This is a genomic window from Acidovorax sp. NB1 (assembly GCF_005405905.1).
Lineage (GTDB): Bacteria > Pseudomonadota > Gammaproteobacteria > Burkholderiales > Burkholderiaceae_C > Acidovorax.
In genome coordinates this window covers 133,138-157,348 of sequence record NZ_BJHU01000040.1, presented here as the reverse complement: position 1 = coordinate 157,348, position 24,211 = coordinate 133,138, and the positions used below count along the sequence as shown (strand labels likewise).

The following is a 24,211-nucleotide window of genomic DNA, read 5'->3' as shown; positions in this document are numbered from 1 at the left end:
GACGGACGGTGGCCAGGGCCCGCCACCCGTGCGGGTTCTGGCCGTCGGGCTTCTCAAGAAGCCAGTGCGCGCATCTCTGCGATCAGGTCCGACTTGCCCTCGAAGCCGATGCCCGGCAGCGGCGGCAGCGTGACGTAGCCGTTGTCCACCTTCACGCCATCGGGGAACCCGCCGTAGGGCTGGAACAGGTCGGGGTAGCTCTCGTTGCCGCCCAGGCCCAGGCCAGCAGCAATCGCCAGCGACATCTGGTGGCCGCCGTGGGGGATGCAGCGGCTGGGTGACCAGCCGTGTTCCTTGAGCATGTCGAGCGTGCGCAGGTACTCCACCAGGCCGTAGCTCAGCGCGCAGTCGAACTGCAGCCAGTCACGGTCCTTGTGCATGCCGCCGTGGCGGATCAGGTTGCGCGCGTCCTGCATCGAGAACAGGTTCTCGCCCGTGGCCATCGGGCCCTTGTAGACCTCGCCCAGCTTGGCCTGCAGCTCATAGTCCAGCGGGTCGCCGGCTTCTTCGTACCAGAACAGCGGGTACTGCGACAGGGCCTTGCCGTACTCGATGGCGGTGGGCAGGTCGAACCGGCCGTTGGCGTCCACCGCCAGTTGCTGGCCGGGGCCGAGGATCTTCAGCACCGACTCGATGCGCTCGCAGTCTTCGGCCAGCGTGGCGCCGCCGATCTTCATCTTGACCACCGAATAGCCGCGCGCCAGGTAGCTTTCCATTTCGCGCTGCAGCGCTTCGAGCCCCTTGCCGGGGTAGTAGTAGCCGCCGGCCGCGTAGACGAACACGCGCGGGTTGGGCGTGCCGTTGCCGTAGCGCTCGGCCAGCAGCTGGAACAGCGGCTTGCCCGCGATCTTGGCCGTGGCGTCCCACACCGCCATATCGATGGTGCCCACGGCCACCGAGCGCTCGCCGTGGCCGCCGGGCTTCTCGTTGATCATCATGCGGGCCCAGACCTTGTGTGGGTCCAGGTTCTCGCCGGTCTCATCCAGCAGGCTGGCGGGTTCGGCCTCCAGCACGCGTGGGATGAAGCGGTCGCGCATCAGCGCGCCCTGGCCGTAGCGGCCGTTGGAGTTGAAGCCGTAGCCGATCACGGGCTTTCCATCGCGGATCACGTCGGTGACCACGGCCACGAGGCTGAGCGTCATCTTCGAGAAGTCGATGTAGGCGTTGCGGATGTCCGACTTGATCGGGCGGGTCGATTCGAGGATGTTGACGATCTTCATGGTGTCGTAGTGGTTGGCGGTTGATTCGGAATCTTTGAACTTGAACCCACCGTCCGGGCTGAGCCTGTCGAAGCCCTGCGCGGCGCTTCGACAGGCTCAGCGTGAACGGTTCAATGGGATGCATCCATAGATGAGAAAAAAGTGGATCAGCGGGCGAGCGACGAGCCCCCGCAGATCGCGATGTCCTGCCCCGTGATGGCGGCGGCAGGGGCGGAGAGAAGAAAGCCCACCAGCGCGGCGATCTCGGCCGGCTCGATCAGGCGGCCGATGGGCGGCAGGCGCGGCGCGCTGCCCTGGCGCGCGGGGTCGATCAGCATGCCGGTGGCGGTGGCCGCAGGCGAGACCACGTTCACCGTCACGCCCTGTGCGGCCACCTCGGCCGCCCAGCTGCGCGCCAGCGCGATCAGCGCGGCCTTGGTTGCGGCGTACTGCCCGCGTCCGGCCATGCCCTGGGCCACGCGGCTGCCGATGAAAACCACGCGGCCGCTGCCGCGCTCTGCCATCGCAGGCACGATGGCGTCGGCCAGGCGGGTGGCGGCGTCCACGTGCAGGCGCCACATCAGCTCGCCGCCCGCATGGTCGAGCTGGCCCAGCGGTCCCACGCGCAGCACGCCGGCCGCATGGACCAGCGCGTCCACACCGGGCAGCGCAGCGGCCACGCGGGCGATGTCTGCGCCATCGGCCAGATTGACGGACGTATGGGCAAACGATGGGTGAACGACCGTCGCCTGGGCCACGTCGAGGCCCGTGACGCGCCAGCCGTCCGCCAGCAGCGACTCGGCGATGCTGCGGCCTATGCCGCTGCTGGCGCCAGTGACCACAGCGTGGCGGACGTTACTCGACACGGATGTTGCCCTCGGTGACGATCTTCTGGGACCGCTCCATGTCGCTGCGCTGGAACTTGGCGAAGTCCTCCACGCTGCCCGGGGTGGTCAGCAGGCCTTGTTCGCGCAGCTTGGGCGTCATTTCGGCCAGGGCCTTGTTCACCTCGGTGTTCAGCCGCTGCGTGATGTCCGCCGGCAGTTTGGCCGGGCCCCACAGGCCGTACCAGCTGTAGAACTCGTAGCCCGGAATCGTCTCGCCCACCGTGGGCACATCCGGCAGGCTTGCCGCACGCTGGGCGGAGGTAACAGCCACCACGCGCAGCATGCCGCTCTTGTGGTACTGCAGCGAGCCGAGGATGGGGTCAATGAAGCCGTCGATCTGCCCGCCGATCAGGTCCTGGAAGGCCGGCGCCGTGCCCTTGTACGGCACGATCAGGTAGTCGAGCTGGCCCGCGCGCTTGAGCAGCTCGGTGGACAGGTGTCCGGCCGAGCCGATGGAGCCCACGGCGAAGGTCATCTTGCCCGGGTTTGCCTTGGCGTAGGCCATCAGCGACTTGATGTCGGTGACCGGCAGGTTCTTGTTGATGGCCACCGACAGCGGGGCCTTGGCCACCAGCGCCACGGGCGTGAAGTCCTTGACCACGCCGTAGGGCACGGACTTCATGGTCATGGGCGCGGTGGTGAAGGTGGACGCGTTGAACAGCAGCGTATAGCCATCGGCCGGCGCCTTGGCCACCACGTCGCCGCCGATCACGCCGTTGCCGCCGGGCTCGTTCTCGACGATGAAGTTCTGGCCCATCTGCTCGCCGAGCTTTTGCGCGAGCTGGCGGCCCACGGTGTCCAACGTGCCGCCCGGCGGAAAGGGGATGATCACCCGCACCGGCTTGGTGGGGTAAGCCTGTGCCAAGGCGCTGGCCGCCATGGCGAGCATGGCGGCGCCGAAGGCGGTGCGAAGGAAGGTTTTGCGTTGCATGGTGTCTTGTCTCCTTGTCGGTTTTCTTGTTTGCCATCCCGACGCGGGGGACTCAAAATCCCCCGCGCTTCGCAGTCGCTCAGCGTCTGAGCAAACCCGCCTGCTTCACGGCCGCGCGCAGGGCCTCGACTTCCTTCGCGTTGGGCGCCTCGGTGGGCGGGCGCACCGTGGCGTCGTCCAGAACACCGGCCAGGTACATGCCGCCCTTCATGCGGGCGTGGGCCTCGCCCGTGGGCTCGCCGCCGCCGTACACGGCGTCCTTCAGGGGCGTGATGACGGCCTGCACGGCCATGGCCTTCTTCAGGTCACCGGCCTTGACGGCGTTCCACAGGTCGATGATGAGCTGCGGAATGAAGGTGGCAAAGCCCACCAGTGCGCCGTCCACGCCCTGCACCATCGAGGCCAGCAGGTACTCGTCGTGGCAGGTCAGGATGGCCTTCGATGCATCCGCCTCGCGGATCGCCTGGATGTCGCGGGCGTACTTGTTCATGTCGCGCTGGCCCACCTTGAAAGCCTGCAGATAGGGCAGCCGGGCCAGGTCCGCCAGCAGCTGCGACGAGTACGAGGCGCGTGTCCAGGCAGGGTAGACGTGGCAGACCAGGTCGGCGTTGGGGGCGGCCTCGTGGATGGCCTCGAAGTACTGCAGCGCATGGCCGGGCGTGAAGCCAAAGCGCAGCCAGTGGTGCGGTGGCATCACATCCAGCGCGACAGCGCCCGCTTCGACGGCTGCGCGGGCATGGTCGGCCGCATCCTTCAGGCCTTCGCAGACGATGGACGAGATGACGGGCATGCGCCCCTTGAGCTCGTCGGCCACGATGCGGGTGACCTCGGCGCGCTCGGCCGGCGTGAGGGAGAACACCTCGCCGGTGTGGCCGTTGGTCATGATGGCCACCACACCCTCGTGGCTCGCCAGCCAGGATGCGAGCTTGCGCAGCGCGGGCTCGTCGATGCGGTGGTCGGGGGTGAAGGGGCACGAGATGGCGGGGATGATCCCGCGATAATTCGAGATGGCAGGCATGCTTTTTTGTCTCCGTGTTGGAAAGCTGGTGAACGATGGGGTGGATCATTTCCGACCCCGCGCCAGCGGTCCAATACTCGAATCGCATACAACTATCGCAAGGCAGGAAGCAACCCATGGGACCGGGCAACCGACCGCTGGATCTGGAGTGGCTGGAGGACTTTCTGGCGCTCGCGGAAACCGGCAATTTCTCGCGCGCCGCCGAGGCCCGTGCCATTGCCCAGCCCGCCTTCAGCCGCCATATCCGCGCGCTGGAGGACTGGGTGGGCGTGGAGCTGTTTGATCGCAGTGCGCACCCGGCGGCACTCACGCCCGCTGGGCAGCGCTTTCTGCCGCTGCTGGAAACCATCCTGGCCAACCTGGAGGCCGCGCGCATCAAGGCCCGCGCCGCACACGACCTGGCCGCCGCCAGCCTGCGCTTTGCGGCCACGCATGTGCTGTCGCTCACCTTCTTCCCTCGCTGGCTGGTGGGCATGGAGGCGCGGCTGCAGATCGGCCCTATCCAGACGATGTCTGACAGCTCCCAGGCTTGTGAAGACCTGATGTTGCAGCGCCGCGTGCAGTTTGTGCTGTGCCATGGCCACGCGGAAGTGCCGGGGCGCCTGGACGAGGCGCAGTACCCCCTGTGCCGCCTGGCGGACGACCTGTTGCTGCCGGTCAGTGCCCCGCAGCCGGGCGGCGCAGCGGGCCAGCCGTTGCATGCCCTGGGTCAGCAGGCCTCGGTGCCGGTGCTGGCCTACAGCGAGGCCTCGGGCCTGGGCCGCATCATGCGGGCACGCATGCGCAGGGTGTTTACCGAAGGCGCTGATGGCCCGGTGGCCGTGGTGTTCACCGCGCACCACGCGGTGCTGCTCAAGACCATGGCCCAGGAAGGGCGGGGCGTGGCCTGGCTGCCAGAAAGCCTGATTGCCCACGAACTGCGCGCTGGTACCCTGGTGGCGGCGGGGGGCGCCGACTGGAACGTGCCTGTGCAGATCCGTCTGTACCGCCAGCGCGCCGAGATGTCGCCAGTGGCAGAGGCCTTGTGGGAACTGGCGGCGGCGCAGGTGACGCCGCAGCCCTGATCGCCAGCCGCCCCCCGGCGGGCGGCTGGCTTTTAAAGCCCCAGTTCGCTCAGCCCTGGATGGTCGTCCGGCCGGCGCCCCAGGGGCCAGAAGAACAGCCGGTCTGCGGCCTGGATGGGGCGGTCGTTGATGCTCGCGTGGCGCACGGCCATCAGGCCATCGTCGTTGAACTCCCAGTTCTCGTTGCCGTAGCTGCGGTACCACTGGCCTGCGTCGTCATGCCATTCGTAGGCAAACCGCACGGCGATGCGGTGGCCGCTGAATGCCCACAGCTCCTTGATGAGGCGGTAGTCCAGTTCGCGCGCCCACTTGCGCTCCAGCAGCTGCCGGGCGGCGTCGCGGCCCACAGGAAACTCGGCGCGGTTGCGCCAGCGTGTGTCTTCGGTGTAGGCCAGGGCCACGCGGGCGGGGTCGCGCGAGTTCCAGCCGTCTTCGGCCAGGCGCACCTTCTGGATGGCGGTGTGTTGTGTGAACGGGGGCAAAGGTGGGCGTGTTTCCATGGAGTCCTCCGGGGTCAAGGGTTGATGTAGACAGGTCTGTCTACTCGCAATCATAGCAACATGTAGACAGACTTGTCTACAATTGGTTGATGACCTTTGATCCACTCCCCCCTGGCTGGCAAGACCTGCCCGCCCGAGACCGCCTGCTGCACACGGCCCATGCGCTGTTCTACCGGGATGGCATCCGCGCCACCGGCATCGACCGCGTGATCGCGGAGTCCGGCGTGACCAAGGTGACCTTCTACCGGCATTTCCCGAGCAAGAACGATCTGATCTGCGCGTACCTGGAGTACCGGCACACAGGCTGGATGGCCTGGTTTGCCGATGCGTTGCAGCGCCATGCGCACGCGCTGCCTGCAGGCACGGACCGCACGCGGGCATTGGCGCCCGCCCTGGCGGAATGGTTGGGCAGCGAGCACTTTCGGGGCTGCGCCTTCATCAACAGCGTGAGCGAGCTGGCAGATACCATGCCCGAGGTGCTGGAGATTGCGCAGCGCCACAAGCGCGACATGACGGCGTTGCTGGCGGACTTGCTGCCTGCGCCGGCCCACCGTGCGCAAGATGCGCAGGCGCTCACGCTGGTGGTGGAGGGCGCCATCGTGCGGGTGCAGATGGGCGAACCCGTCAAGGCGGTGGTCGCCGCCGTGTCCCGTCTTGTGGGAGCCTTGGTACCAGAGCCGTCTCCTCGCAATGCGTAGGCATTGCACGCTGGCACAACGCGCGCTGACGGAGCTTGCTGTTGCAGTCCAGCCAGTGGCCCAGCGCATTGCCCTTGCGCTCCCGCGTGGCGCGCACTATTCGAGCCTGCTGGATGTTTTCTTCATCGACAACAGTGCTCAATCCACCAGAGCGCTCGGGGCCACGGCGCAGAGGCGGTTATTCACCCCACGGGAGCATCAGCGTGAGCAGTGACAGTTGGTCAAACTCGGGCGCAAAGGCGTCGATGATCAGTTGGGGCTCAGGGCACAAGGTGGTGTCGGTGATCACGCCAAACTGCACGCCGCCGCCGTAGCTGAGGATGGACACACCCAGGCCAATGTCGCCCGACTGCGGCACCCAGAACATGCACTGCGTGACGCGCGATCCGCACAGCGTGAGCTGTTCCTTGGGGCCGGGCACGTTGGTCATCACGGCCGTGGTCTTGCGGCCAAACAGGTTGAGCAGTGCGTCCTGCGCGGGCTTGATCATCAGCCCCGCCACCGCCAGCATGGCAAACGCCAGGATGGGCTGGGTGCTGCCCTTGAGCGCGTTCATGCGCCGGCGCACTTCGTACACGCGCTCGATGGGGTTGGCCACGCCAATCGGCAGCACCAGGGGCACCAGGCCAAAGCGGTTGCCCAGCTTCCACGCCTCTTCCATGGGGCGCAGGTTCACGGGGATCATGGCGCGGATCTCCTGGCCCGTGGGGTCGTCGCCCTGGCTGCGCAGGTAGCCGCCGATGGCGCCCGCCACACACGACAGCAGCACATCGTTGATGGAGCAGTTGAGCGCCTTACCGATGGCCTTGACTTCTTCGAGCGGAATCGGCGGGCACCAGGCCACGCGTTTGGCGCTGCCGGGCCGGCCCTTGAGGCGGGTGGGCGAGTCGTCGGGCATCAGCGCCAGCGCGGCCGCATCGCTCACCAGCTGGTAGGCCACGCGGGCCATGTCGGCCGTGCCCGAGAGCCCATGCTGCATGGCTTTCTCTGGGTCACCCAGCATTTGCAACGACTTGGCCGCGCTGTCGCCTGCCAGGTCCAGCGCCTTCACGGTGAGGCCGGTGAAGGGTTTGATCAGCGTGTCCGCAATCCAGTCTTCGGCGGTGGCGGCTTCCTTGTCGGCCCGCGCCTTGCGCTTGGGGGGCTCCGAACCACCATCTACCAGCGACATGGTCACCGAGATGAGGGCGATGCCGTCAGCAATGCAGTGGTGGATGCGCACGATGAGTGCGCTGCCTTTCGCGCCGTCGTCGCCCACAAAGTCTTCGATCAGGTGCATCTGCCACAGCGGGCGGCGTGTATCGAGCGGCTGCATGGCGAGTTCGCCCACACGGTCCTGCAGCGCGCGCTGCATGCTCTGGCCCTTTTGGTGGGGCAGCTTCTCGCGCAGCACATGGGCGGCGATGTCGAAGCCCTTGTCCTCCACCCAGGTAGCGCCCGCCGCGTCTTCCACCACCCGCTGGCGAAAGCGCGGGTACTGCAGCAGGCGCTGCTGCACGCGTTCGCACAGCGCCTCCCAGGTGATGCCAGGCGAGAGGGTCCACACGCCATTGATCATCATCAGGTTGCTGCTCGAATCCATGCGCAGCCAGGCGGTATCCACCTTGCTCATGCGCTCGCCCGACAGGCCCAGCATGCCGGTGGCAGCGCGGCGCACGTTTTTCTGGACCACGGTGGCGGCCTTGCGGGCTGCGGGGGGCAAGGCCTGGGCGGCCTTGCGTGCCACCTCGGGGGCCTGGTCGCGCACCTTGCGCAAGGGGTTCTGGCCATTGCCGGGCGCGGCTTTGCTGGGGGCTGGAATGCGGGTCACCATCAGATGTACACCTATTGTTTGATTTTTGGGGGCTTGCCTCTATGGATTGAGCGGCCCCGGGCCATGCTCAGCCCGTAAGATACAACGCAGCAAACCCTTGCCGACACCGTTTTTTCCCTCCCCCCAAACATTCCAAGGAGCACACTGACATGGCCGACCTCAACGCCACCTTCGACGCCGCTGTGGCCAATTCCAAGAACCTGAGCGAGCGTCCCGACAACGCCACGCTGCTCAAGATCTATGCGCTGTACAAGCAAGCCACCGCAGGCGACAACACCGAGAAGAAGCCCAGCTTCTCCGACATGGTGGGCCGCGCCAAGTGGGACGCCTGGGAAAAGCTCAAGGGTACGGGCGCCGATGAAGCCAAGCAGCAGTATGTGGACCTGATCACCTCGCTGAGCTGATACGGCGGTTCTCTCCCAATAAAAAAGGCGACCTTTTGGTCGCCTTTTTTATTGGGGCTGCAGAGGCATCAACCCTGGGTCCACCCTTTGGGTAGCCCCGCCTCCGGCGTCATGCCGTAGACCGGCTCGCCCGGCAGTCCGGTCTGCAGCGGCGCGCGTGCGGCCATCAGGCGCTCCAGGTCCACTCCTGTGGTGATGCCCATGGCCTCGAACATGAACACCAGGTCTTCGGTCACCACATTGCCCGAGGCGCCGGGCGCATAGGGGCAGCCGCCCAGGCCGCCCAGCGACGCATCAAAGGTCCGCACCCCCACGTCGTAGGCCGCCAGGCAGTTGGCCAGGCCCAGGCCCCGGGTGTTGTGCATGTGGGCCGCCCCGGCCTTGACGCCCAGCTCGGCGCGCAGGCGTGTGAACAGGCGGCGCACCTGGGCCGGGTTGGCCATGCCGGTGGTGTCCGACAGGCCTACCTCGTCTGCACCCGCCTCGGCACACAGGGCCGCGAGCCAGATCACATCGTCCTCGGGCACCACGCCCTGCAGCGTGCAGCCAAAGGCGGTGGACAGCCCCACCTCCACCAGCACGCCGGGCGCCTGCGCGTCGCGCAGCTGTGCCACGGCCCGCACCTCTTCGACCATGGCCTCGCGTGTCTTGCGCACATTGGCCAGCGAATGGGCGGCGCTGGCCGACACCGGCAAGGTGACCTTGTGCACGCCTGCCGCGAGGGCGGCCTCGGCGCCGCGCAGGTTCGGCGCCAGCGCCATCACGGTGACGCCGGGGTGGGTGAGGGCGTGGCGCACCACCTCGGCCACATCGGCCATCTGGGGCAGCAGGCGGGCGGGTACGAACGAACCGACTTCAATCTCGCGCAGGCCCGCAGCCACCAGCGCGTCGATCCAGCGCAGCTTGTGGGCGGTGGGCATGGTGGCTTTGACGGACTGCAGGCCGTCGCGCGGGCCGACTTCGCTGATGAGGATTTCTGGGGACGTCATGGTGCGGTGCAAATCAAGCGGCAGAGGATAGCGCGCGGGTGGCGCCGGGCGCAGCCCTGGGCTTTTGAGCAAAGTGGCAATTTTGGCTGGCATACCGGCAAACCGCCCTGCAATAAGCGGCAGTTTGGGCGATTCCTATTGTTTTGGCGCTTCGGGACACTGCCTGGAGACACATTCAGTCGTATCTGGAGACAAACACCATGGCTACCCCCCCGCACTTTTCCACCCTGTACCTCAGCGCCCCCGATGTGATCGCTTTGGTGCAGCACAAGGGCGTCGAGCCCTGCCTGCGCGGTATCGCCGATTACATCCAGGCTGACTTCCTGCGGTGGGGCATGTTCGACAAATCGGCACGGGTGGCGAGCCACTCTCGCGACGGTGTGATCGAACTCATGCCGATTGCAGACGACCAGACCTATGCGTTCAAGTACGTCAACGGCCACCCTAAGAACACGCGCTGGGGGTTGTCCACGGTGATGGCGTTTGGCGTGCTGGCCGATGTGGCCACGGGCGCGCCGCTGCTGCTGAGCGAACTCACCCTCACCACCGCGCTGCGCACCGCCGCCATGTCGGCCGTGGCCGCACGGGTCTTGGCCCGCCCCGGTGCCCGCACCATGGCGCTGATTGGCAACGGTGCACAGAGCGAGTTCCAGGCGCTCGCCTTTCACCATTTGCTGGGCATCGACACCCTGCGCCTGTTCGACACCGATCCGGCTGCGACGGCCAAGCTGCGGGCCAACCTGCAAGGCATGACGGGCCTGCGCACCGTGGCCTGCACCAGCACGGCCGAGGCCGTGCGTGGCGCCGACATTGTGACCACGGTGACGGCCGACAAGACCAACGCCACCATCCTCACGCCCGATATGCTCGCCCCCGGCATGCACATCAACGCGGTGGGTGGCGACTGCCCCGGAAAGACCGAGCTGCATGCGGACGTGCTGCGCCGGGCCCAGGTGTTTGTGGAATACGCGCCACAGACGCGCATCGAAGGCGACATCCAGCAACTGCCGCCTGACTTTGCAGTGACCGAGCTGTGGGAGGTGCTGGCGGGCCAGCACGGCGGGCGCGCGAGCGATGCGGCGGTGACGGTGTTCGACTCCGTGGGGTTTGCGCTCGAGGATTTTTCTGCGCTGCGTTTCTTGCGCGACGCGGCGGCCGAACTGGGCATGGGCCAGCCCATCGAACTCATCCCTCAGCTGTCAGACCCCAAGAACCTGTTTGGGTTGCTGCATACACGCAGTCCCATGCTGCGCGTTGTGGCCTGACGCTCGTCAGGTCCCGCCTCTCGGCGTCTCAGTCCTTCCACACCACACTGCTGGCCGGGTCGGCGCGCGTGGTGCGGAAGTGATTGGCCGGGTGCGCTGGGTCTGCCATCCCGAACGAGATGCCACAGACGATGCTGCGGTCGTCACCAATGCCCAGCACCTCGCGCAGCACGCCGGGGTAGGACGCGAGCGCAGCCTGTGCGATGGAGCCCACGCCCAGGCTGTGCGCGGCCAGCATGAAGTTGCTCACATACGCGCCGCAGTCCACCGCGCCGTACACGCCCAGGGCCTCGTCGCTGGTGATGATGGCCACATGCGGTGCGCCAAACATGGTGATATTCTGCGCCGCCTGGCGCGCCGAAGCTTCGCGGTCGCCTTTGGCAATGCCCAGGGCTTCGTACAGGCCCCAGCCGCATTCGCGCCGCCGTTCCTGGTACACACCCCGGTATTCGCGGGGCCAGGGCAGGTCGGGGGCGGGGGCTGCGGTGGTCATGTGCGACTGCATTTCGCTGCGCAGACGCTCCAGCGTGGCGCCGCTGGCTATGGTGAGCTGCCAGGGCTGCGCGTTGCACCACGATGCCGTGCGCTGCGCGGTGGCCAGGATGGCCTCGATGGTGCTGCGCGGCAACGGCTCGGGCAGAAAGGCGCGGCAGCTGTAGCGGGTGTGCAGCAGCGTGGAGAGGGTGTCAAACGCCGGGCTGTGGGCGGTGGCTTCGTTTGCAGGGGATGTCATGGCGGTGGCCTGGGTGGCTAGGCCTTCTTGGCCTTGGCGGCCGGTTTGGCTGGTGCCTTGGGGGCTGGCTTGCCAGCATCCGTGTCTGCCGCTGCTTTCTTCTTGTCGGCCGCAGGCTTCTTGGCACCGGGGTGCGGTGCATTGAGCAATGCGTCCAGCTGTTCGCCAATCTCGGCCTCGATGCGGTCCTTGAACGCGCCCAGCAAAAAGCCCAGCTGCGCTTTCATCTCGAACTGGTGGGCATCCACCAGCAGCGTGCCCTTGACGCCTGTGCGGGTGAAGGTCAGCAAGTCTTCGGTGTCACCCTCTTCGTAGGTGCATTCCATGTCGAATTTCTCTTCGGCTTTTTCGGCCCAGGAGAAGGCCACTTTGCGGGCTTCCTTGAAACCCAGGTGGTGGTCGCGGTGGATGTGGATGTCTGGCATGGGGCGTCTCCTTATGAGGGCGTTGTCTGGGATGGCAGCAGTGCGCGCAAGGCCTCGTGGCGTTGTGGCTGGGGCTGCTGCGTCAATTGGCGTACGGCATCATAAAACCGGGGCCAGCTGCGGCCCTCGCGCTCGAACAGGGCTTCGAATGCAGGCACCAGTTCGTCGTAGGCGGCCTGGGCCGCGAAGCTGGCGTTGTTGGCCTGGGCCACCCAGCGGTCGTAGCCTGCTACCTGGGCGTTGGTGGCCTGGGGCGCCCCCCCGCCGGGCGGACTCAGCCAGCGCTCGCGCAGCGCGGCGTAGTCTGCGCGGAAACGCTGCATTGCTTCATTTTTGATAGCTAAAAGAGATTGCTCATCGCGCGCAGAGGCCTCTTTTTGCTCATAAATGGCGGCAAGTTGGGCGCGTGTGGCGCGGGTCAGGGCGCGGAAGGCGCCGCGCCGCGCCTCGTTGGTGGCGTAGGCCTCGCGCGCGGCGGGGGTGGATTGCGTGGCCAGCCACTGCGCCACGCCGATGCGCTCCACCGCCGTGGCAAAGGACTCGTTGAACAAGGTGTCGTTCTTTGCGTACACCACCTGGTGCGCCAGCTCGTGGAACAGCAGGCGCACAAAGTCGCCCTCGGGCCAGGCGATGAAGGTGGACAGCAGCGGGTCGCCGCCCGCCCAGTTCATGTAGCCCAGCGTGGAGTAGGCGGGCACGCCGTACACCTCCACCTCCAGGCCCTGCGCGGCCAGCTCGGCCGCCTCGGCCTGCGCTGCCGCCTCGGTGAAATAACCCCGGTAGCCAATGCAGCCCGTGACCGGAAAGCACCACGTGTGCAGCGTCAGCGAATAGGGCGGCGCGGCGACCACATTCCACACGGCGGCGGGGCGCTTCAGGTCGGCATAGCGGCGGTAACTAGCGTTGTCGGGCAGGCCGAGTTCTGTGACCGCAAAGGCCCGCGCACGTTGTGCCAGCTGCAGCCGCTCGCGCAGGGCGGGCGAGATGTCTTTGCGCGCCACCCAATCGTCAATGGGTTCTGCGGCATGCATGATCTGCATGTGCCCGCGCAGCGATTGCCAGTAGTAGCCCCACGCGTTGGAGGGGCCGGTGGTGCTGGCGCAGCCGCACAGCACCAGGCAAAGCATCAGGCTGAAAGTGGCCCGCAGGCGGGAAAGTGGCTCGCGCATGCAGCGCAGTTTATGGGCAGATCGGGCCCTTTGTGCTCGCCCTGTCAGCAGCTTGGCTGTGGTGGTTTCTAGAATGCCGCGCATGACCCCTTCGACTGCTCAAGACCCTGCTCGCCCAACCGCACTGGCCGACGGCCTGTTCGCCGACGAATCCGGTTGCCCGCGTTGCACCTGGTGCCAGGCCACGCCGCTGTACCGCCACTACCACGATACCGAGTGGGGCTTTCCGGTGGCGGACGACCGCCGACTGTTCGAGAAGATCTGCCTGGAGGGTTTTCAGTCCGGCCTGAGCTGGCTCACGATCCTGAACAAGCGCGAGGGTTTTCGCGCGGTGTTTGCCAACTTCGACGCCGAGCAGGTCGCAGCCTTTGGCCCGGCCGAGGTCGAGCGCCTGGTGCAGGACGCGGCCATCGTGCGCCACCGGGGCAAGATCGAGTCCACCATCAACAACGCGCGCCGCGTGCTGGAGCTGCGGCGCGAGTTCGGCTCGCTGGCGCATTACGCCTGGCGCTACGAGCCCGCCGCCACAGACCGGCCCGAGCGCATCACGCGCGAAGTGGCGCGCACCCTGTCCACGTCGCCCGCGTCGGTTGCCATGTCCAAGGACCTGAAAAAGCGGGGCTGGAGTTTTGTAGGCCCGACCACGGTCTACGCCTTCATGCAGGCCATGGGGCTGGTGAATGACCACCTGGAGGGTTGCCATTCGCGCCCCGCAGCGCTGGCGGCGCGCAAGGCGTTTGTGGTGCCGCGCGGCTGACCGATCAATCGATAGATCGCTCAGGCCCGCGCCATAGGCCGTAGCAGCCACAGCGCCCCCAGCGCAGCCAGGCCCAGCAGTGTGGTGAGCCACAGGGCATCGGCGCCAGCGCGGTCCAGCGCCATGCCAAACAGCACGGGTGCAAACGCCTGCGCCACACGGGCGGGCACCATCATCAGGCCCTGGCGCGCGCCGTAGCCTGCGGGGCCAAACAGCACCAGCGGCAGCGTGCCCTTGGCAATGGTCAGGATGCCGTTGCCCGCGCCATGCAGCACGGTAAATACTGCCGCAGCAGGCCCGCCCAGCGCCATCAGCAGGCCAGCGCCCACGGGATGTGCGGCGGCGGCCAGCTGGGCCGACAGCAGCGGGTGCAGGCGGCGCAGCAAGCCAAACTCCAGCAGGCGCGCTGCCACCTGTGCCGGGCCCACCAGCGCGGCCAGGGCCACAGCCGCCTGCAGCGACGTACCGCTGGCCTGAAGCAGTCGCGGCAGGTGGGCCGCCATGGCGGTACTGGTGAACCAGGTGACGGCAAACACAAACGACAGCAGCACGGTGGTGCGCAACGGGTGGGCGGCAGTGGGCGGGGCGGATGCAGCCGGTGCCGAGGTGGCCGCCACAGGTTCATCTGCCGAAGGTGGGGGCGGCTTCTTTGCTGTGTCGGCGCGTGGCAGCCAGCCGTTGAGCGGCACGCCCACCAGCAAGTGCAGCGCCGCCCAGCCCGCGCACGCGCCGCGCCATCCCCACTGCGTCTCCATCCAGGCCGACAGAGGCCAGCCCACGGTGCTGGCAAACCCCGCAATCAGCGTGATGCCGGTGATGGCGCCGCGTGCGCCCTGGCCGTACAGCCGCACCAGCGTGGCAAACGCAGCCTCGTACAGGCCCGAACCCATGGCCACGCCCATCAACACCCACGCGGCAAACAGACCCACAGGGCCTTGCGCCAGCGCCATGCCCGCCAGGCTGGCGGCAAACAACAGGTTGGTGCACACCAGCACCGGGCGGCCGCCATGGCGGTCGATGGCGCGGCCAGCGAAGGGCCCGAGCAGTGCCGACACGATGAGTGCCACCGAAAATGCCGCGAACACCGTGGGCGTGGCCACGCCCAGGTCGCGCGCCATGGGCGCGGCCAGCATGGCGGGCAGGTAGTAGGACGAGGCCCAGGCCAGGGTCTGGGCCGTGCCCAGGCGCGCCACGGTCCAGCGTTGCGAGGCGGCGTTCATGCCGCGCGGTGCGCTACGGCCTGGGGGTGTGTAACCGCCTCAGACACGCTGGCCCTGCGCGTCGATGATGACTTCGCCATCTTCCTTGGTGAACCCACCTTGCTGCGGCGCAGGCAGGATGTCCAGCACCTTCTCGGACGGGCGGCATAGCCGAGTGCCCAGGGGCGTGACGACGATGGGGCGGTTGATGAGGATGGGGTGCTGCAGCATTGCGTCGATGAGCTGCGCGTCGGTGACGCCTGGTGCGTCCAGCTGCAGCTCGGTGAAGATCGCTTCCTTGGTGCGCACGGCGTTGATCACCGGTTCGCCGGTCGCTGCAATCAGCGCCACCAGCGTGGCGCGGTCGGGCGGGGTTTTCAGGTATTCGATGACCTCGGGCTCCGTACCGCTGTTACGGATCATGGCGAGGGTGTTGCGGGACGTGCCGCACTTGGGGTTGTGATAGATCGTGATGGTGGTCATGGCGTGCTGGAAAGGATGGGTGCGATGGGCGAAAGTTTGCCACTGCGCCGGGGCCAGCCCGGCAAATTTTCCAGCGCGTTCAGCAGCCGCTGGCCCGCATCGCCCAGCGCGCCGTCGTTGTGCACCTCCAGGCTGGCGGCTCCCGGGGGTGGGGTGTAGGCCAGCGCGCGCTGCACCCGGGCCTCCACCTCTTCGCGGGTCTCGCGGCCGCGCGACAGCAGGCGCTCGCGCAGCACCTGGGGGCTGGCGGTGATGTGTATGGCCACCAGGTCCGGGAACCGCGCCAGGGCCTCAGGCAGGTAGGCGCGGGAGCCATTGAGCAGTACCCAGTGGCCCCGCGCCAGCGGCGCCAGTTGCGCATGCCGCACGCCATAACCCAGGCCGTTGGCCTGCCAGTGCAGGGCAAAGGCGTGTTCGCTGCACAGCGCAACAAACGCTTGGGGCGAAACGCTGTCATGCGCTTCGCCACCGGACGTGGCGGCACGGCTGATGGTGCGCTGCGCCCAGTGCACGGGGCAAGGCTGGGGCAGGTGCGCGCGCAGCCAGTGCAGCAGGCTGTCCTTGCCCGCACCCGAGGGGCCCATGCAGTAGACCAGCCGACCGGCGGTCATGCGCCCATCTCCAGGTGGTCCAGCAGCACAAAGTCTGCGCCGGGCGTGGGCTCTGCGAACAAGGCGAGGCTGTTGAACTTGAGGATGGGCAGGTCCGAGAAAAATTCCTGTGCGGCCTCGAACACCAGCGACTGCGTGGGTGCGTCTACCTGCGCCAGGCTGCCGGTGAGCGACATGTGAAAGCGGAATTCGTCCAGCACAAACGGGTAGCCCCATTGCTGCAGCAGTGCGTCCTGTCGTGCGGTGAGCCCCGCTGCGCGGCGCCGGGCCAGGTCGGCGTCGGACAGGGGCGCGGCCAAGGACTGAAGCGCCGTCACGCAGGTGGCGGCGGTCTCCTGGATCTGTGCATTGGCGGGGTGCAACGCCGGGGGCACCAGCGCCAGAAAGTCGTCGATGCGTTGTACCTGCAGCGGCGGCAGCACAAAGGGTTGCAGCCCGCGCGCCACCTCCTGCACGGCCTGGTGCAGCGTGATCCAGTCGGTGCCGGGCGCGAGCGCAAACGGCGCCTTGAGCGTGGCGTGCCAGCCGTAGCGACGGGGCGCTGCGGTCATGCGGTGCAGTGCGTCGGCCGCCACGCCGTCAATGGCGAGCTGCTGCAGCGGCTGCAGCAACGCAGCGCAGCGCCCCAGCCAGTGGCTGCCGGCCAGCCAGCCCAGGCTGCCCGGGTTGGGGGCGAAGTACACGGCATAGCGGTGGTGGGTGGGTGGCATGTCAGGTGTGTTCATCGTGGTCAATGGTCAGTTTCACGCGGTCGCCCGCAAACCAGGCGCGGGCCCATTCGATGGGTGTGCCTGTCAGGTCCACGTTCAGGCTCTCTACCTGCAGCACGGGGCGTGAGGTGGGCTGGCGCAACTGGGCGGCCACTTCGGCGCTCGGCAGCTCGGCGGTGATGCGGCTTTCGCGGCGCGTGTAGTCAGCAACGCCGTGGGCAGTGAAGCCTGCGGTGATGGAGCCCGTTTCGCGCACCACGGCCGCCAGGTTTTCGAAGCGGGGCAGGGGAAAGTAGCGCTCGCTGATGTGCAAGGGCTGGCCCTCGGCGTCGCCCCGAACGCGCAGCGCCAGCAGCGGGCTGCGCGCGGGCACTTGCAGCGCCTTGGCCAGCGCCGCCGTGGCGCGCGTGGTCTGGGCCTGCAGCACCACCAGGCTGCCGCGCAGACCGGCCTGTGCCAGGCCCTGCTGGTGGCGCGTGCGCTTACCCAGCACCAGGTCCACTGCAAAGTCTTCCACATAGGTGCCGCTGCCCTGCGTGATGCGCACCAGCCCCTGGCTGCACAGGCTGGCGAGCGAGCGGCGGATGGTGTGGCGGTTCACGCCGAACTGCTCGGCCAGTGCGTGCTCCGAGGGCAGGCGCTGTCCCGGCGGGTACACACCGCTGCCAATGGCCTCAGCCAGTTCGGCGGCAATGCGCGTCCAGAAGCTGTCGCGCGCAGGGCGCAGTGGTGGGGCATGCGGGACCTGTAACGGGGTCGTGAGAGAGGTGGTGCTGGCTGTCATGAAACCTACATGCGCGCTCTTTAAGCTGGCGCCAGTTGTTCAATTTGTCTATACAACTTTCAGGGTACCACTTCCATGTTTCAAGCCTTTGACAACCCGGGGCCGGACCGCCCCCTGGGCCGCGCGCAGTGGATGGCGCTGCTGGCCCGGGCGCCGCTGGGGCTGCTCGAATCTGCCTTGCACGAGCATGCCACGCGCCCCGCGCGCTGGCTGCGTGCGCCCGAGACAGGTCTGATGATGGTGCAGGGCCGCGCCGGGGGCACGGGCGAGCGCTTCAACCTGGGCGAGGTCACCGTTACCCGCTGCGCCTTGCGCGTGGCCGACGCATCTAACGCTGCCGAGGCCACTGTGGGCGTGGCCTACGTGCTGGGCCGATCGCACCGCCAAGTGCAGCTGGCGGCCTTGGCCGATGCGCTGCTGCAAGACCCTGTTCAGCAACCAGCGCTGGACGCACAACTGCTCGACCCCATCCGTGCCCACCTGCGCAACACCCAGGCCGAGCGCCAGGCGCGGGCTGCCAGCACCAAGGTGGACTTCTTTACCGTGGCGCGCGAGAGCGGCACCGACAACGACGAGGACACCGAATGAGCGCGACCCCGATGACCCCAGTGACCCCGTTGGCATCCCTGGGTGCCGGATTCTCGAACGAAGCCTTTGGCAGCCAGGCGGTGTTCCGCGAGGTACTGCAGGCGCTGTCGCACCCTGGCCGCACGGTGGCGGTGGAGCACGACGCACAGACTCCTGCTGTGGGTCATGCCGCATCGGCGGCCGTGCTGCTGGCGCTGCTCGACAGCGACTGCACGCTGTGGCTCTCGCCCAGGCTGGCTGCCAGTGATGCCGGTGCCTGGTTGCGCTTTCACACGGGCTGCACCTTGGTGACCGATCCGACGCAGGCCCGCTTTGTGTGGGTAGCGCAGGGCGATGCCTTGCCCGCGCTGAGCAGCTTGGCCTTGGGCACTGACATCTACCCGGACCAATCAGCGACTTGTGTGGTCGATCTATCGCGTGCAGAAGCCACCACCGCTGACGCCATCGATGCGTGGGAATTGCGCGGGCCTGGTATTCAGGAGATGACGGCCTTGCTGGTGGATGGATTGCCCGACGACTTCGAGACCCAGTGGGCTGCCAACCACGCAGCGTTTCCGCGCGGTGTGGACCTGCTGCTGGCTGCTGCGGACCACATCGTGGGCCTGCCCCGCACCACGCGGGCGGCGCGCGTTGCCCCCGCCCTTCAGGAGGCCTGAGCATGTACGTAGCCGTCAAGGGCGGAGAAGCCGCCATTCTCAACAGCTACCAGTTGTTGGCGCGCCAGCGCCGGGGTGATGCCGCACGCCCCGAACTCTCGGTGGCGCAGATCCGCCAGCAGCTCAAGCTGGCTGTGGACCGGGTGATGACCGAGGGCTCGGTGTACGACCCCGAGCTCGCGGCCCTCGCCATCAAGCAGGCTGCGGGTGACCTGGTGGAAGCCATCTTCTTGCTGCGCGCCTACCGCGCCACGCTGCCGCGCCTGGGCACCACCTGCCCGCTGGACACCAGCCGCATGGCACTGGACCGGCGCATCTCCGCCACCTTCAAGGACCTGCCGGGCGGCCAGGTGTTGGGCCCCACCTACGACTACACGCAGCGCCTGCTCGACTTCAAGCTGCTGGCCGAAGGCCCGGTGGCGCCGCCTGCCGCTGCGGCAGCTGCGGTGCCACCCGGCCCCACGCCGCGCGTAGTGGACCTGCTCAACCAGGAAGGCTTGATCGAAACCCGCCCCGTGCCCCCGGGCGACCCCGCGCCCACAGACCTGACCCGTGAGCCACTGCGCTTCCCTGCCAACCGCGCCACCCGCCTGCAAAACCTGGCGCGCGGGGACGAGGGCTTCTTGCTCGCCATGGCGTATTCCACGCAGCGCGGCTATTCGCACTCGCACCCGTTTGTGGGCGAAGTGCGCCTGGGCACGGTGGCGGTGGAGATCGTGCCCGAAGAGCTGGGCTTTGCCATCGACATTGGCGATATCGAGATCACCGAATGCGAGATGGTGAACCAGTTTGCCGGCAGCAAGAGCCAGCCCCCGCAGTTCACACGCGGCTACGGCCTGGCGTTTGGCCACAGCGAGCGCAAGGCCATGGCGATGAGCCTGGTGGACCGCGCCCTGCGTGCTGATGAATTGGGCGAGCAGGTGGAGTCCCCCGCGCAGATGCAGGAATTTGTGCTGGGCCACAGCGACAGCCTCGAAGCCTCGGGCTTTGTGCAGCACCTGAAGCTGCCGCACTACGTGGACTTCCAGTCCGAGCTGGAGCTGGTGCGCAAGATGCGCGCCGCTGCAAACCCCGCCAACACCGAACACGGAGACGCCGCATGAACGCACCCATGGAACCGGCCGTGATGGGCCTGCCCGCCGACGCCGCACCGGTGGACGGCCACTTCAACTTTGCCTACCTGGACGAGCGCACCAAGCGCATGATCCGCCGCGCCATCCTCAAGGCCGTGGCCATTCCTGGCTACCAGGTGCCGTTTGGCTCGCGCGAGATGCCGTTGCCCTATGGCTGGGGCACGGGCGGCATCCAGGTCACCGCGTCCATCATCGGCCCGCAGGACTGCCTCAAGGTCATCGACCAGGGCTCGGACGACACGGTCAACGCGGTCAACATCCGTCGCTTCTTCGAGCGCACCACGGCGGTGGCGACCACTACCCGCACGCGCGTGGCCACGCTGATCCAGACGCGCCACCGCATTCCCGAAACGCCGCTGGCCGAAGGCCAGGTCATCGTCTACCAGGTGCCGGTGCCCGAGCCCATGCAGCGCCTGGAGCCGCGCGAGACCGAAACGCGCACGCTGCACGGCCTGGCCGAGTACGGGCTCATGCACGTCAAGCTCTACGAAGACATCGCACGCTACGGCCACATCGCCACCACCTACGACTACCCGGTGCTGGTCAACGGCCGGTACGTGATGGCGCCATCGCCCATCCCCAAGTTCGACAACCCCAAGATGCACATGAACCCCGCGCTGCAGCTGTTTGGCGCGGGCCGCGAAAAGCGCATCTATGCCGTGCCGCCCTATACGCCGGTGGAGAGCCTTGGTTTTGAAGACCACCCGTTCGAGGTGCAGCGCTGGGATGCTGCTTGCGCGCTGTGTGGCGCCACCGACAGCTTTCTCGACGAGGTCATCACCGACGACCAGGGCGGGCGCATGCATGTGTGCTCGGACTCGGACTATTGCCAGGAGCGCCAGGCGCAGCAGGCCGAAACTGCGCGGGTGGAAGGCGGCGCCGCATGAGCACCATGCACATCCGCGAAGCCCTGCAGTCCGACCTGGGGAGCGTGCTGGCGCTGTATGCTGCCATTGAAGACAGCCCGGCCGACGTGCTGACCCTGGAAGAAGCCGAGGCCGTATGGTCCCAGTTCGCCCGCTACCCCAGCTACCGCCTGTGGGTGGCCTGCGATACCGCGCAGCACGGCGTTGTGGTGGGCACCTACGCGCTGCTCGTCATGCACAACCTGGCGCACCGGGGCACGCCCTCGGCCATCGTCGAAGACGTGGTTGTGGCACAGGACCAGCAGGGCCGAGGCATTGGCCGCCAGATGATGGCCCACGCCATGCAGCAGGCGCGCGACGCGGGCTGCTACAAGCTCGCGCTCTCGTCCAACGCCCGCCGCAAGGGCGCGCATGCCTTCTATGAATCCTTGGGCTTTCCGCAGCATGGCCTGAGCTTTGTGATTGAAACCCTCACATGAACCACTCTGAACCTGCTGCGCCGCTGCTGAGCGTGCGCAATGTCAGCAAGCGCTACGGCGACCGTGTGGCGCTGCAAGGCGCGTCCTTCGACCTGTGGCCCGGCGAGGTGCTGGCCTTGGTGGGCGAGTCGGGCTCCGGCAAGTCCACCCTGCTCAACGCCATTGCGGCGCGCAGCGCCCCGGACGAAGGCACGGTGCAGTTCCGCCAGCGCAGCGGCGAGCTGCAGGACATCTATGCCATGAGCGAGGCCCAGCAGCGCCTGCTGGCCCGCACCGACTGGGGCTTTGTGCACCAGAACGCGGCGGACGGTCTGCGCATGGACGTGTCCGCCGGTGCCAATGTGGGCGAGCGCTTGATGGGTCTGGGCGAGCGCCACTATGGCCGCCTGCGCGCCACGGCCACGGAATGGCTGCAGCGCGTGGAGATCGACGCGGCGCGCATCGACGATGCACCACGCACGTTTTCGGGCGGTATGCGCCAACGCCTGCAGATTGCCCGCAACCTCGTCACCCAGCCCCGCCTGGTGTTTATGGACGAACCCACCTCGGGCCTCGATGTGTCGGTGCAAGCGCGCCTGCTGGACCTGCTGCGCCAGCTCACGCGGCAGATGCAGTTGGCGGCCATTGTGGTCACGCACGACCTGGCGGTGGCGCGCCTGCTGGCGCACCGCATGGTGGTCATGCAGCGGGGCCGCGTGGTCGAAGCGGGCCTGACCGACCAGGTGCTCGACGACCCGCAACACCCCTACACCCAGCTCCTCGTTTCTTCGGTACTGCAGCCATGAACCCACCTTCCATTGCGCCCATCCTCCAGATGCAAGGGGTGGCCAAGCGCTTCACCCTGCACCACCAGAACGGTATCGAACTGCCCGTGCTCGCCCAGGTGGACCTGGCCGTGCAGCCGGGCGAGTGCGTGGTGCTTGACGGCCCCTCAGGCATGGGCAAGAGCACGCTGCTCAAGATGATCTATGCCAACTACCGGGCCAATGCCGGCCGCATCACCGTGCGCTCGGCCGATGGCACCGTGGTGGACGTGACGCAGGCCACGCCGCGTGCGCTGGTGCAGCTGCGGCGCGACACCGTGGGCTATGTGAGCCAGTTCCTGCGGGTCATCCCGCGCGTGTCGGCCCTGGATGTGGTGGCCGAGCCACTGTCCGAAGACGCGGGCGACGACCCTGCGGGCATCGAGGCCGCCCGCGAGGCTGCCCGCCAGTGGCTGACCCGCCTGCGCATCCCCGAACGGCTGTGGCACCTGCCGCCCGCCACGTTCTCGGGTGGGGAGCAGCAGCGCATCAACATCGCCCGCAACATGATCAAGCCCAAACCGCTGCTGTTGCTGGACGAGCCCACCGCATCCCTCGATGCGGCCAACACCGAGACGGTGATCGCCATGATCCGCGATGCCGTGGCGCGCGGCGCGGCCCTGGTGGGCATTTTTCATGACGCGCAGGTGGGCGCCGCCGTGGCCACGCGCCGCGTGAATGTGGGCGACTTCCGGGGGGCATCGGCATGACTGCGACTGTGTTCAAGAACGCCCGCATGGTGCTGCCGGGGGAAGTGGTACAGGGCAGCCTGCACATGGAGGGCGGGCGCATTGCGTCGCTGGACAGCGGGGGCACTGCAGCCCTGCAAGGTATTGACCTGGGGGGCGACTACCTGTTGCCGGGCCTGGTGGAAATCCACACCGACAATTTCGAGCGCCACCTGATGCCGCGACCCAAGGTGCAATGGGCCGAGATGCCCGCACTGCTGGCCCACGACGCCGAGATTGCGGCCGCAGGCATCACCACGGTGCTGGACGCGCTGGGCGTGGGCGAGGCCGATGTGGACAGCCTGCGCGGCAGCGCCTGGAACCGCGTGCTCGACACCATCGACACCTGCACCGAACGCAACCTTCTGCGTGCCGACCACCACCTGCATGTGCGCTGCGAGCTGCCTGCGCCCAACACCATCGACCTGTTCGAGCCCTTCCACGGCCATTCGCGCCTGTCGCTGATCTCGCTGATGGACCACACCCCGGGCCAGCGCCAGTGGGAGAACATCGAGCAGGCCCGCACCTACTACACCGGCAAGAAGGGCTGGAGCGCCGAGAAGTTCGAGCGTCAGGTGGCGCACGCCGCCACGCTGCAGGCGCAGTACGCCGAGCCGCACCGCGCGTACTTCGTGGATTACTGCCGCACGCACGGCATCTCGCTGGCCAGCCACGACGACACAACGGTGGCGCATGTGGAGCAGGCCCACGCCGAAGGGGCTGCGATGTCGGAGTTCCCGACCACGCTGGCTGCAGCCCAGGCTGCGCACGAGCGCGGGCTGCTCACCGTGATGGGCGGTCCCAACGTGGTGCGCGGTGGCTCGCACTCGGGCAATGTGGCGGCGGCTGATCTGGCGCGCAGGGGCTTGCTGGACATCCTTTCGTCGGACTACGTGCCCGGCAGCCTGCTGAGCGCGGTGATGCGGCTGGTGCAGGACGACATCCTGCCCCTGCCGCAGGCCGTGGCCACCGTCACCCGCAACCCGGCCAAGGCGGCGGGCATGCTGGACCGGGGCGCGCTCGCGCCCGGCCTGCGCGCCGACCTGGTGCAGGTGCACATGGCCGAGCTGCCCGATGGCGGCCGCCAGGCCGTGGTGCGTGGGGTGTGGCGCGAAGGGCAGCGCGTGCTGTAGCAGGCCTCAAGACCGCTCTCTGACATCCAAACTTCTCCCAACTGTCAAAGCACTGTCACGCCCGACCACCACACTCCGGTTGTCTAGACGACTTATTCCGTTTCCAAATCATCCGTGTCGTTGTTGCTCCGCCTTGCCGTGCTACAGCACTGTCTGCGGCTTTGCGCCTAGACACGAATGATTTGG

General features: G+C 67.5%; 28 protein-coding genes. 13 read left to right on the top strand and 15 right to left on the bottom strand.

The genetic code is table 11. The features are described from left to right. Nucleotides 1-53: 53 nt before the first annotated feature. From AvAM_RS20590 to AvAM_RS20575, 4 genes are all read right to left on the bottom strand, one after another. Complete coding sequence (locus tag AvAM_RS20590; protein ID WP_137748815.1) at nt 54-1,220, bottom strand: mandelate racemase/muconate lactonizing enzyme family protein; 1,167 nt, start codon at nt 1,218-1,220, stop codon at nt 54-56. Nucleotides 1,221-1,366: 146 nt separating this feature from the next. Beyond that, nucleotides 1,367-2,065 carry an SDR family NAD(P)-dependent oxidoreductase gene (locus AvAM_RS20585; protein WP_137748814.1) on the bottom strand — a complete coding sequence of 233 codons (699 nt, stop codon included), beginning with the start codon at nt 2,063-2,065 and terminating at the stop codon, nt 1,367-1,369. Continuing rightward, nucleotides 2,055-3,017 (bottom strand): tripartite tricarboxylate transporter substrate binding protein, encoded by a 963-nt coding sequence (locus AvAM_RS20580; protein WP_137748813.1) that lies wholly within the window; start codon nt 3,015-3,017, stop codon nt 2,055-2,057. Before AvAM_RS20580 ends, AvAM_RS20585 begins: the two co-directional genes overlap by 11 nt. A gap of 79 nt (nt 3,018-3,096) precedes the next feature. Next, a complete protein-coding gene (locus AvAM_RS20575; protein WP_137748812.1) occupies nt 3,097-4,035 on the bottom strand; it encodes a dihydrodipicolinate synthase family protein in 939 nt (312 codons plus the stop codon). 116 nt (nt 4,036-4,151) lie between these two features. On the opposite strand from AvAM_RS20575, the gene AvAM_RS20570 reads away from it, so the two are divergent. Next, nucleotides 4,152-5,099 (top strand): LysR family transcriptional regulator, encoded by a 948-nt coding sequence (locus AvAM_RS20570; protein WP_137748811.1) that lies wholly within the window; start codon nt 4,152-4,154, stop codon nt 5,097-5,099. A gap of 32 nt (nt 5,100-5,131) precedes the next feature. Here the strand turns inward: AvAM_RS20570 and AvAM_RS20565 are convergent, their stop codons facing one another. Next, on the bottom strand, nt 5,132-5,599 hold the full coding sequence (locus tag AvAM_RS20565) for a nuclear transport factor 2 family protein (RefSeq protein ID WP_137748810.1): 468 nt from the start codon (nt 5,597-5,599) through the stop codon (nt 5,132-5,134). Nucleotides 5,600-5,688: 89 nt separating this feature from the next. On the opposite strand from AvAM_RS20565, the gene AvAM_RS20560 reads away from it, so the two are divergent. Next, entirely contained in the window at nt 5,689-6,297 is a 609-nt protein-coding gene (locus AvAM_RS20560) for a TetR/AcrR family transcriptional regulator (protein WP_137748809.1), read from the top strand. A gap of 178 nt (nt 6,298-6,475) precedes the next feature. On the opposite strand, the gene AvAM_RS20555 is transcribed toward AvAM_RS20560, so the two are convergent. Continuing rightward, a complete protein-coding gene (locus tag AvAM_RS20555; protein WP_137748808.1) occupies nt 6,476-8,110 on the bottom strand; it encodes a wax ester/triacylglycerol synthase family O-acyltransferase in 1,635 nt (544 codons plus the stop codon). Nucleotides 8,111-8,259: 149 nt separating this feature from the next. Between AvAM_RS20555 and AvAM_RS20550 the strand changes: the two genes are divergently transcribed. Next, a complete protein-coding gene (locus AvAM_RS20550; RefSeq protein ID WP_137748807.1) occupies nt 8,260-8,514 on the top strand; it encodes an acyl-CoA-binding protein in 255 nt (84 codons plus the stop codon). A gap of 68 nt (nt 8,515-8,582) precedes the next feature. Here AvAM_RS20550 and AvAM_RS20545 read toward each other — a convergent pair whose 3' ends face one another. Continuing rightward, nucleotides 8,583-9,503 (bottom strand): hydroxymethylglutaryl-CoA lyase, encoded by a 921-nt coding sequence (locus tag AvAM_RS20545; protein ID WP_137748806.1) that lies wholly within the window; start codon nt 9,501-9,503, stop codon nt 8,583-8,585. A gap of 200 nt (nt 9,504-9,703) precedes the next feature. Between AvAM_RS20545 and AvAM_RS20540 the strand changes: the two genes are divergently transcribed. Further along, entirely contained in the window at nt 9,704-10,768 is a 1,065-nt protein-coding gene (locus AvAM_RS20540; RefSeq protein ID WP_137748805.1) for an ornithine cyclodeaminase, read from the top strand. Nucleotides 10,769-10,796: 28 nt separating this feature from the next. On the opposite strand, the gene AvAM_RS20535 is transcribed toward AvAM_RS20540, so the two are convergent. The 3 genes from AvAM_RS20535 to AvAM_RS20525 are packed head-to-tail and all read right to left on the bottom strand — an operon-like array spanning nt 10,797 to nt 13,095. Continuing rightward, nucleotides 10,797-11,501, bottom strand: coding sequence for a nitroreductase (locus tag AvAM_RS20535; protein WP_137748804.1), 705 nt, complete (start codon nt 11,499-11,501; stop codon nt 10,797-10,799). A 17-nt stretch (nt 11,502-11,518) separates the two neighbouring features. After that, complete coding sequence (locus tag AvAM_RS20530) at nt 11,519-11,926, bottom strand: polyhydroxyalkanoic acid system family protein (RefSeq protein ID WP_137748803.1); 408 nt, start codon at nt 11,924-11,926, stop codon at nt 11,519-11,521. Nucleotides 11,927-11,937: 11 nt separating this feature from the next. Further along, nucleotides 11,938-13,095: an aminopeptidase gene (locus AvAM_RS20525; protein ID WP_137748802.1), complete on the bottom strand. Its 1,158-nt coding sequence runs from the start codon at nt 13,093-13,095 to the stop codon at nt 11,938-11,940. Between the two features lie 82 nt (nt 13,096-13,177). Between AvAM_RS20525 and AvAM_RS20520 the strand changes: the two genes are divergently transcribed. After that, nucleotides 13,178-13,852 carry a DNA-3-methyladenine glycosylase I gene (locus AvAM_RS20520; protein WP_137748801.1) on the top strand — a complete coding sequence of 225 codons (675 nt, stop codon included), beginning with the start codon at nt 13,178-13,180 and terminating at the stop codon, nt 13,850-13,852. 20 nt (nt 13,853-13,872) lie between these two features. On the opposite strand, the gene AvAM_RS20515 is transcribed toward AvAM_RS20520, so the two are convergent. Genes AvAM_RS20515 through phnF form a run of 5 tightly spaced genes read right to left on the bottom strand, consistent with a single transcriptional unit; the run spans nt 13,873 to nt 17,639 of the window. Next, a complete protein-coding gene (locus AvAM_RS20515; RefSeq protein ID WP_137748800.1) occupies nt 13,873-15,072 on the bottom strand; it encodes an MFS transporter in 1,200 nt (399 codons plus the stop codon). A gap of 39 nt (nt 15,073-15,111) precedes the next feature. Beyond that, nucleotides 15,112-15,534, bottom strand: a complete 423-nt coding sequence (gene arsC, locus AvAM_RS20510; RefSeq protein ID WP_137748799.1) for an arsenate reductase (glutaredoxin) — start codon at nt 15,532-15,534, stop codon at nt 15,112-15,114. Continuing rightward, nucleotides 15,531-16,145 (bottom strand): phosphonate metabolism protein/1,5-bisphosphokinase (PRPP-forming) PhnN, encoded by a 615-nt coding sequence (gene phnN, locus AvAM_RS20505; protein ID WP_137748798.1) that lies wholly within the window; start codon nt 16,143-16,145, stop codon nt 15,531-15,533. The genes arsC and phnN overlap by 4 nt, the downstream gene beginning before the upstream one ends. Further along, nucleotides 16,142-16,870: a DUF1045 domain-containing protein gene (locus AvAM_RS20500; RefSeq protein WP_137748797.1), complete on the bottom strand. Its 729-nt coding sequence runs from the start codon at nt 16,868-16,870 to the stop codon at nt 16,142-16,144. Before AvAM_RS20500 ends, phnN begins: the two co-directional genes overlap by 4 nt. Then, on the bottom strand, nt 16,857-17,639 hold the full coding sequence (gene phnF / locus AvAM_RS20495) for a phosphonate metabolism transcriptional regulator PhnF (protein ID WP_137748796.1): 783 nt from the start codon (nt 17,637-17,639) through the stop codon (nt 16,857-16,859). Before phnF ends, AvAM_RS20500 begins: the two co-directional genes overlap by 14 nt. Before the next feature lie 75 nt (nt 17,640-17,714). On the opposite strand from phnF, the gene phnG reads away from it, so the two are divergent. Genes phnG through AvAM_RS20455 form a run of 8 tightly spaced genes read left to right on the top strand, consistent with a single transcriptional unit; the run spans nt 17,715 to nt 24,025 of the window. Then, nucleotides 17,715-18,227 carry a phosphonate C-P lyase system protein PhnG gene (gene phnG, locus AvAM_RS20490; protein WP_137748795.1) on the top strand — a complete coding sequence of 171 codons (513 nt, stop codon included), beginning with the start codon at nt 17,715-17,717 and terminating at the stop codon, nt 18,225-18,227. Then, nucleotides 18,224-18,883 (top strand): phosphonate C-P lyase system protein PhnH, encoded by a 660-nt coding sequence (gene phnH, locus AvAM_RS20485; RefSeq protein ID WP_249368257.1) that lies wholly within the window; start codon nt 18,224-18,226, stop codon nt 18,881-18,883. The genes phnG and phnH overlap by 4 nt, the downstream gene beginning before the upstream one ends. A 2-nt stretch (nt 18,884-18,885) precedes the next feature. Beyond that, a complete protein-coding gene (locus tag AvAM_RS20480) occupies nt 18,886-19,986 on the top strand; it encodes a carbon-phosphorus lyase complex subunit PhnI (protein ID WP_137748794.1) in 1,101 nt (366 codons plus the stop codon). Beyond that, a complete protein-coding gene (locus AvAM_RS20475; RefSeq protein ID WP_137748793.1) occupies nt 19,983-20,903 on the top strand; it encodes an alpha-D-ribose 1-methylphosphonate 5-phosphate C-P-lyase PhnJ in 921 nt (306 codons plus the stop codon). The genes AvAM_RS20480 and AvAM_RS20475 overlap by 4 nt, the downstream gene beginning before the upstream one ends. After that, the gene (locus AvAM_RS20470; RefSeq protein WP_137748792.1) at nt 20,900-21,361 is read left to right on the top strand and encodes a GNAT family N-acetyltransferase; all 462 of its coding nucleotides are present in this window, start codon (nt 20,900-20,902) and stop codon (nt 21,359-21,361) included. Before AvAM_RS20475 ends, AvAM_RS20470 begins: the two co-directional genes overlap by 4 nt. Beyond that, nucleotides 21,358-22,146 (top strand): phosphonate C-P lyase system protein PhnK, encoded by a 789-nt coding sequence (phnK, locus tag AvAM_RS20465; protein ID WP_137748791.1) that lies wholly within the window; start codon nt 21,358-21,360, stop codon nt 22,144-22,146. Before AvAM_RS20470 ends, phnK begins: the two co-directional genes overlap by 4 nt. Continuing rightward, complete coding sequence (phnL, locus tag AvAM_RS20460) at nt 22,143-22,874, top strand: phosphonate C-P lyase system protein PhnL (RefSeq protein WP_137748790.1); 732 nt, start codon at nt 22,143-22,145, stop codon at nt 22,872-22,874. The genes phnK and phnL overlap by 4 nt, the downstream gene beginning before the upstream one ends. Next, the gene (locus tag AvAM_RS20455; RefSeq protein WP_137748789.1) at nt 22,871-24,025 is read left to right on the top strand and encodes an alpha-D-ribose 1-methylphosphonate 5-triphosphate diphosphatase; all 1,155 of its coding nucleotides are present in this window, start codon (nt 22,871-22,873) and stop codon (nt 24,023-24,025) included. The genes phnL and AvAM_RS20455 overlap by 4 nt, the downstream gene beginning before the upstream one ends. Nucleotides 24,026-24,211: the final 186 nt, after the last annotated feature.

Coding starts and splice junctions, on each gene's coding strand:
- AvAM_RS20525 (WP_137748802.1), bottom strand. CDS start 13,095: ATGCGCGAGCCACTTTCCCGCCTGCGGGCCACTTTCAGCCTGATGCTT.
- AvAM_RS20475 (WP_137748793.1), top strand. CDS start 19,983: ATGAACGCACCCATGGAACCGGCCGTGATGGGCCTGCCCGCCGACGCC.
- AvAM_RS20455 (WP_137748789.1), top strand. CDS start 22,871: ATGACTGCGACTGTGTTCAAGAACGCCCGCATGGTGCTGCCGGGGGAA.
- AvAM_RS20535 (WP_137748804.1), bottom strand. CDS start 11,501: ATGACATCCCCTGCAAACGAAGCCACCGCCCACAGCCCGGCGTTTGAC.
- AvAM_RS20570 (WP_137748811.1), top strand. CDS start 4,152: ATGGGACCGGGCAACCGACCGCTGGATCTGGAGTGGCTGGAGGACTTT.
- AvAM_RS20540 (WP_137748805.1), top strand. CDS start 9,704: ATGGCTACCCCCCCGCACTTTTCCACCCTGTACCTCAGCGCCCCCGAT.
- AvAM_RS20530 (WP_137748803.1), bottom strand. CDS start 11,926: ATGCCAGACATCCACATCCACCGCGACCACCACCTGGGTTTCAAGGAA.
- AvAM_RS20590 (WP_137748815.1), bottom strand. CDS start 1,220: ATGAAGATCGTCAACATCCTCGAATCGACCCGCCCGATCAAGTCGGAC.
- AvAM_RS20545 (WP_137748806.1), bottom strand. CDS start 9,503: ATGACGTCCCCAGAAATCCTCATCAGCGAAGTCGGCCCGCGCGACGGC.
- phnL (WP_137748790.1), top strand. CDS start 22,143: ATGAACCCACCTTCCATTGCGCCCATCCTCCAGATGCAAGGGGTGGCC.
- phnK (WP_137748791.1), top strand. CDS start 21,358: ATGAACCACTCTGAACCTGCTGCGCCGCTGCTGAGCGTGCGCAATGTC.
- arsC (WP_137748799.1), bottom strand. CDS start 15,534: ATGACCACCATCACGATCTATCACAACCCCAAGTGCGGCACGTCCCGC.
- AvAM_RS20515 (WP_137748800.1), bottom strand. CDS start 15,072: ATGAACGCCGCCTCGCAACGCTGGACCGTGGCGCGCCTGGGCACGGCC.
- AvAM_RS20500 (WP_137748797.1), bottom strand. CDS start 16,870: ATGAACACACCTGACATGCCACCCACCCACCACCGCTATGCCGTGTAC.
- phnN (WP_137748798.1), bottom strand. CDS start 16,145: ATGACCGCCGGTCGGCTGGTCTACTGCATGGGCCCCTCGGGTGCGGGC.
- AvAM_RS20575 (WP_137748812.1), bottom strand. CDS start 4,035: ATGCCTGCCATCTCGAATTATCGCGGGATCATCCCCGCCATCTCGTGC.
- AvAM_RS20560 (WP_137748809.1), top strand. CDS start 5,689: ATGACCTTTGATCCACTCCCCCCTGGCTGGCAAGACCTGCCCGCCCGA.
- AvAM_RS20470 (WP_137748792.1), top strand. CDS start 20,900: ATGAGCACCATGCACATCCGCGAAGCCCTGCAGTCCGACCTGGGGAGC.
- AvAM_RS20520 (WP_137748801.1), top strand. CDS start 13,178: ATGACCCCTTCGACTGCTCAAGACCCTGCTCGCCCAACCGCACTGGCC.
- AvAM_RS20555 (WP_137748808.1), bottom strand. CDS start 8,110: ATGGTGACCCGCATTCCAGCCCCCAGCAAAGCCGCGCCCGGCAATGGC.
- AvAM_RS20550 (WP_137748807.1), top strand. CDS start 8,260: ATGGCCGACCTCAACGCCACCTTCGACGCCGCTGTGGCCAATTCCAAG.
- AvAM_RS20480 (WP_137748794.1), top strand. CDS start 18,886: ATGTACGTAGCCGTCAAGGGCGGAGAAGCCGCCATTCTCAACAGCTAC.
- AvAM_RS20565 (WP_137748810.1), bottom strand. CDS start 5,599: ATGGAAACACGCCCACCTTTGCCCCCGTTCACACAACACACCGCCATC.
- phnG (WP_137748795.1), top strand. CDS start 17,715: ATGTTTCAAGCCTTTGACAACCCGGGGCCGGACCGCCCCCTGGGCCGC.
- AvAM_RS20580 (WP_137748813.1), bottom strand. CDS start 3,017: ATGCAACGCAAAACCTTCCTTCGCACCGCCTTCGGCGCCGCCATGCTC.
- phnH (WP_249368257.1), top strand. CDS start 18,224: ATGAGCGCGACCCCGATGACCCCAGTGACCCCGTTGGCATCCCTGGGT.
- phnF (WP_137748796.1), bottom strand. CDS start 17,639: ATGACAGCCAGCACCACCTCTCTCACGACCCCGTTACAGGTCCCGCAT.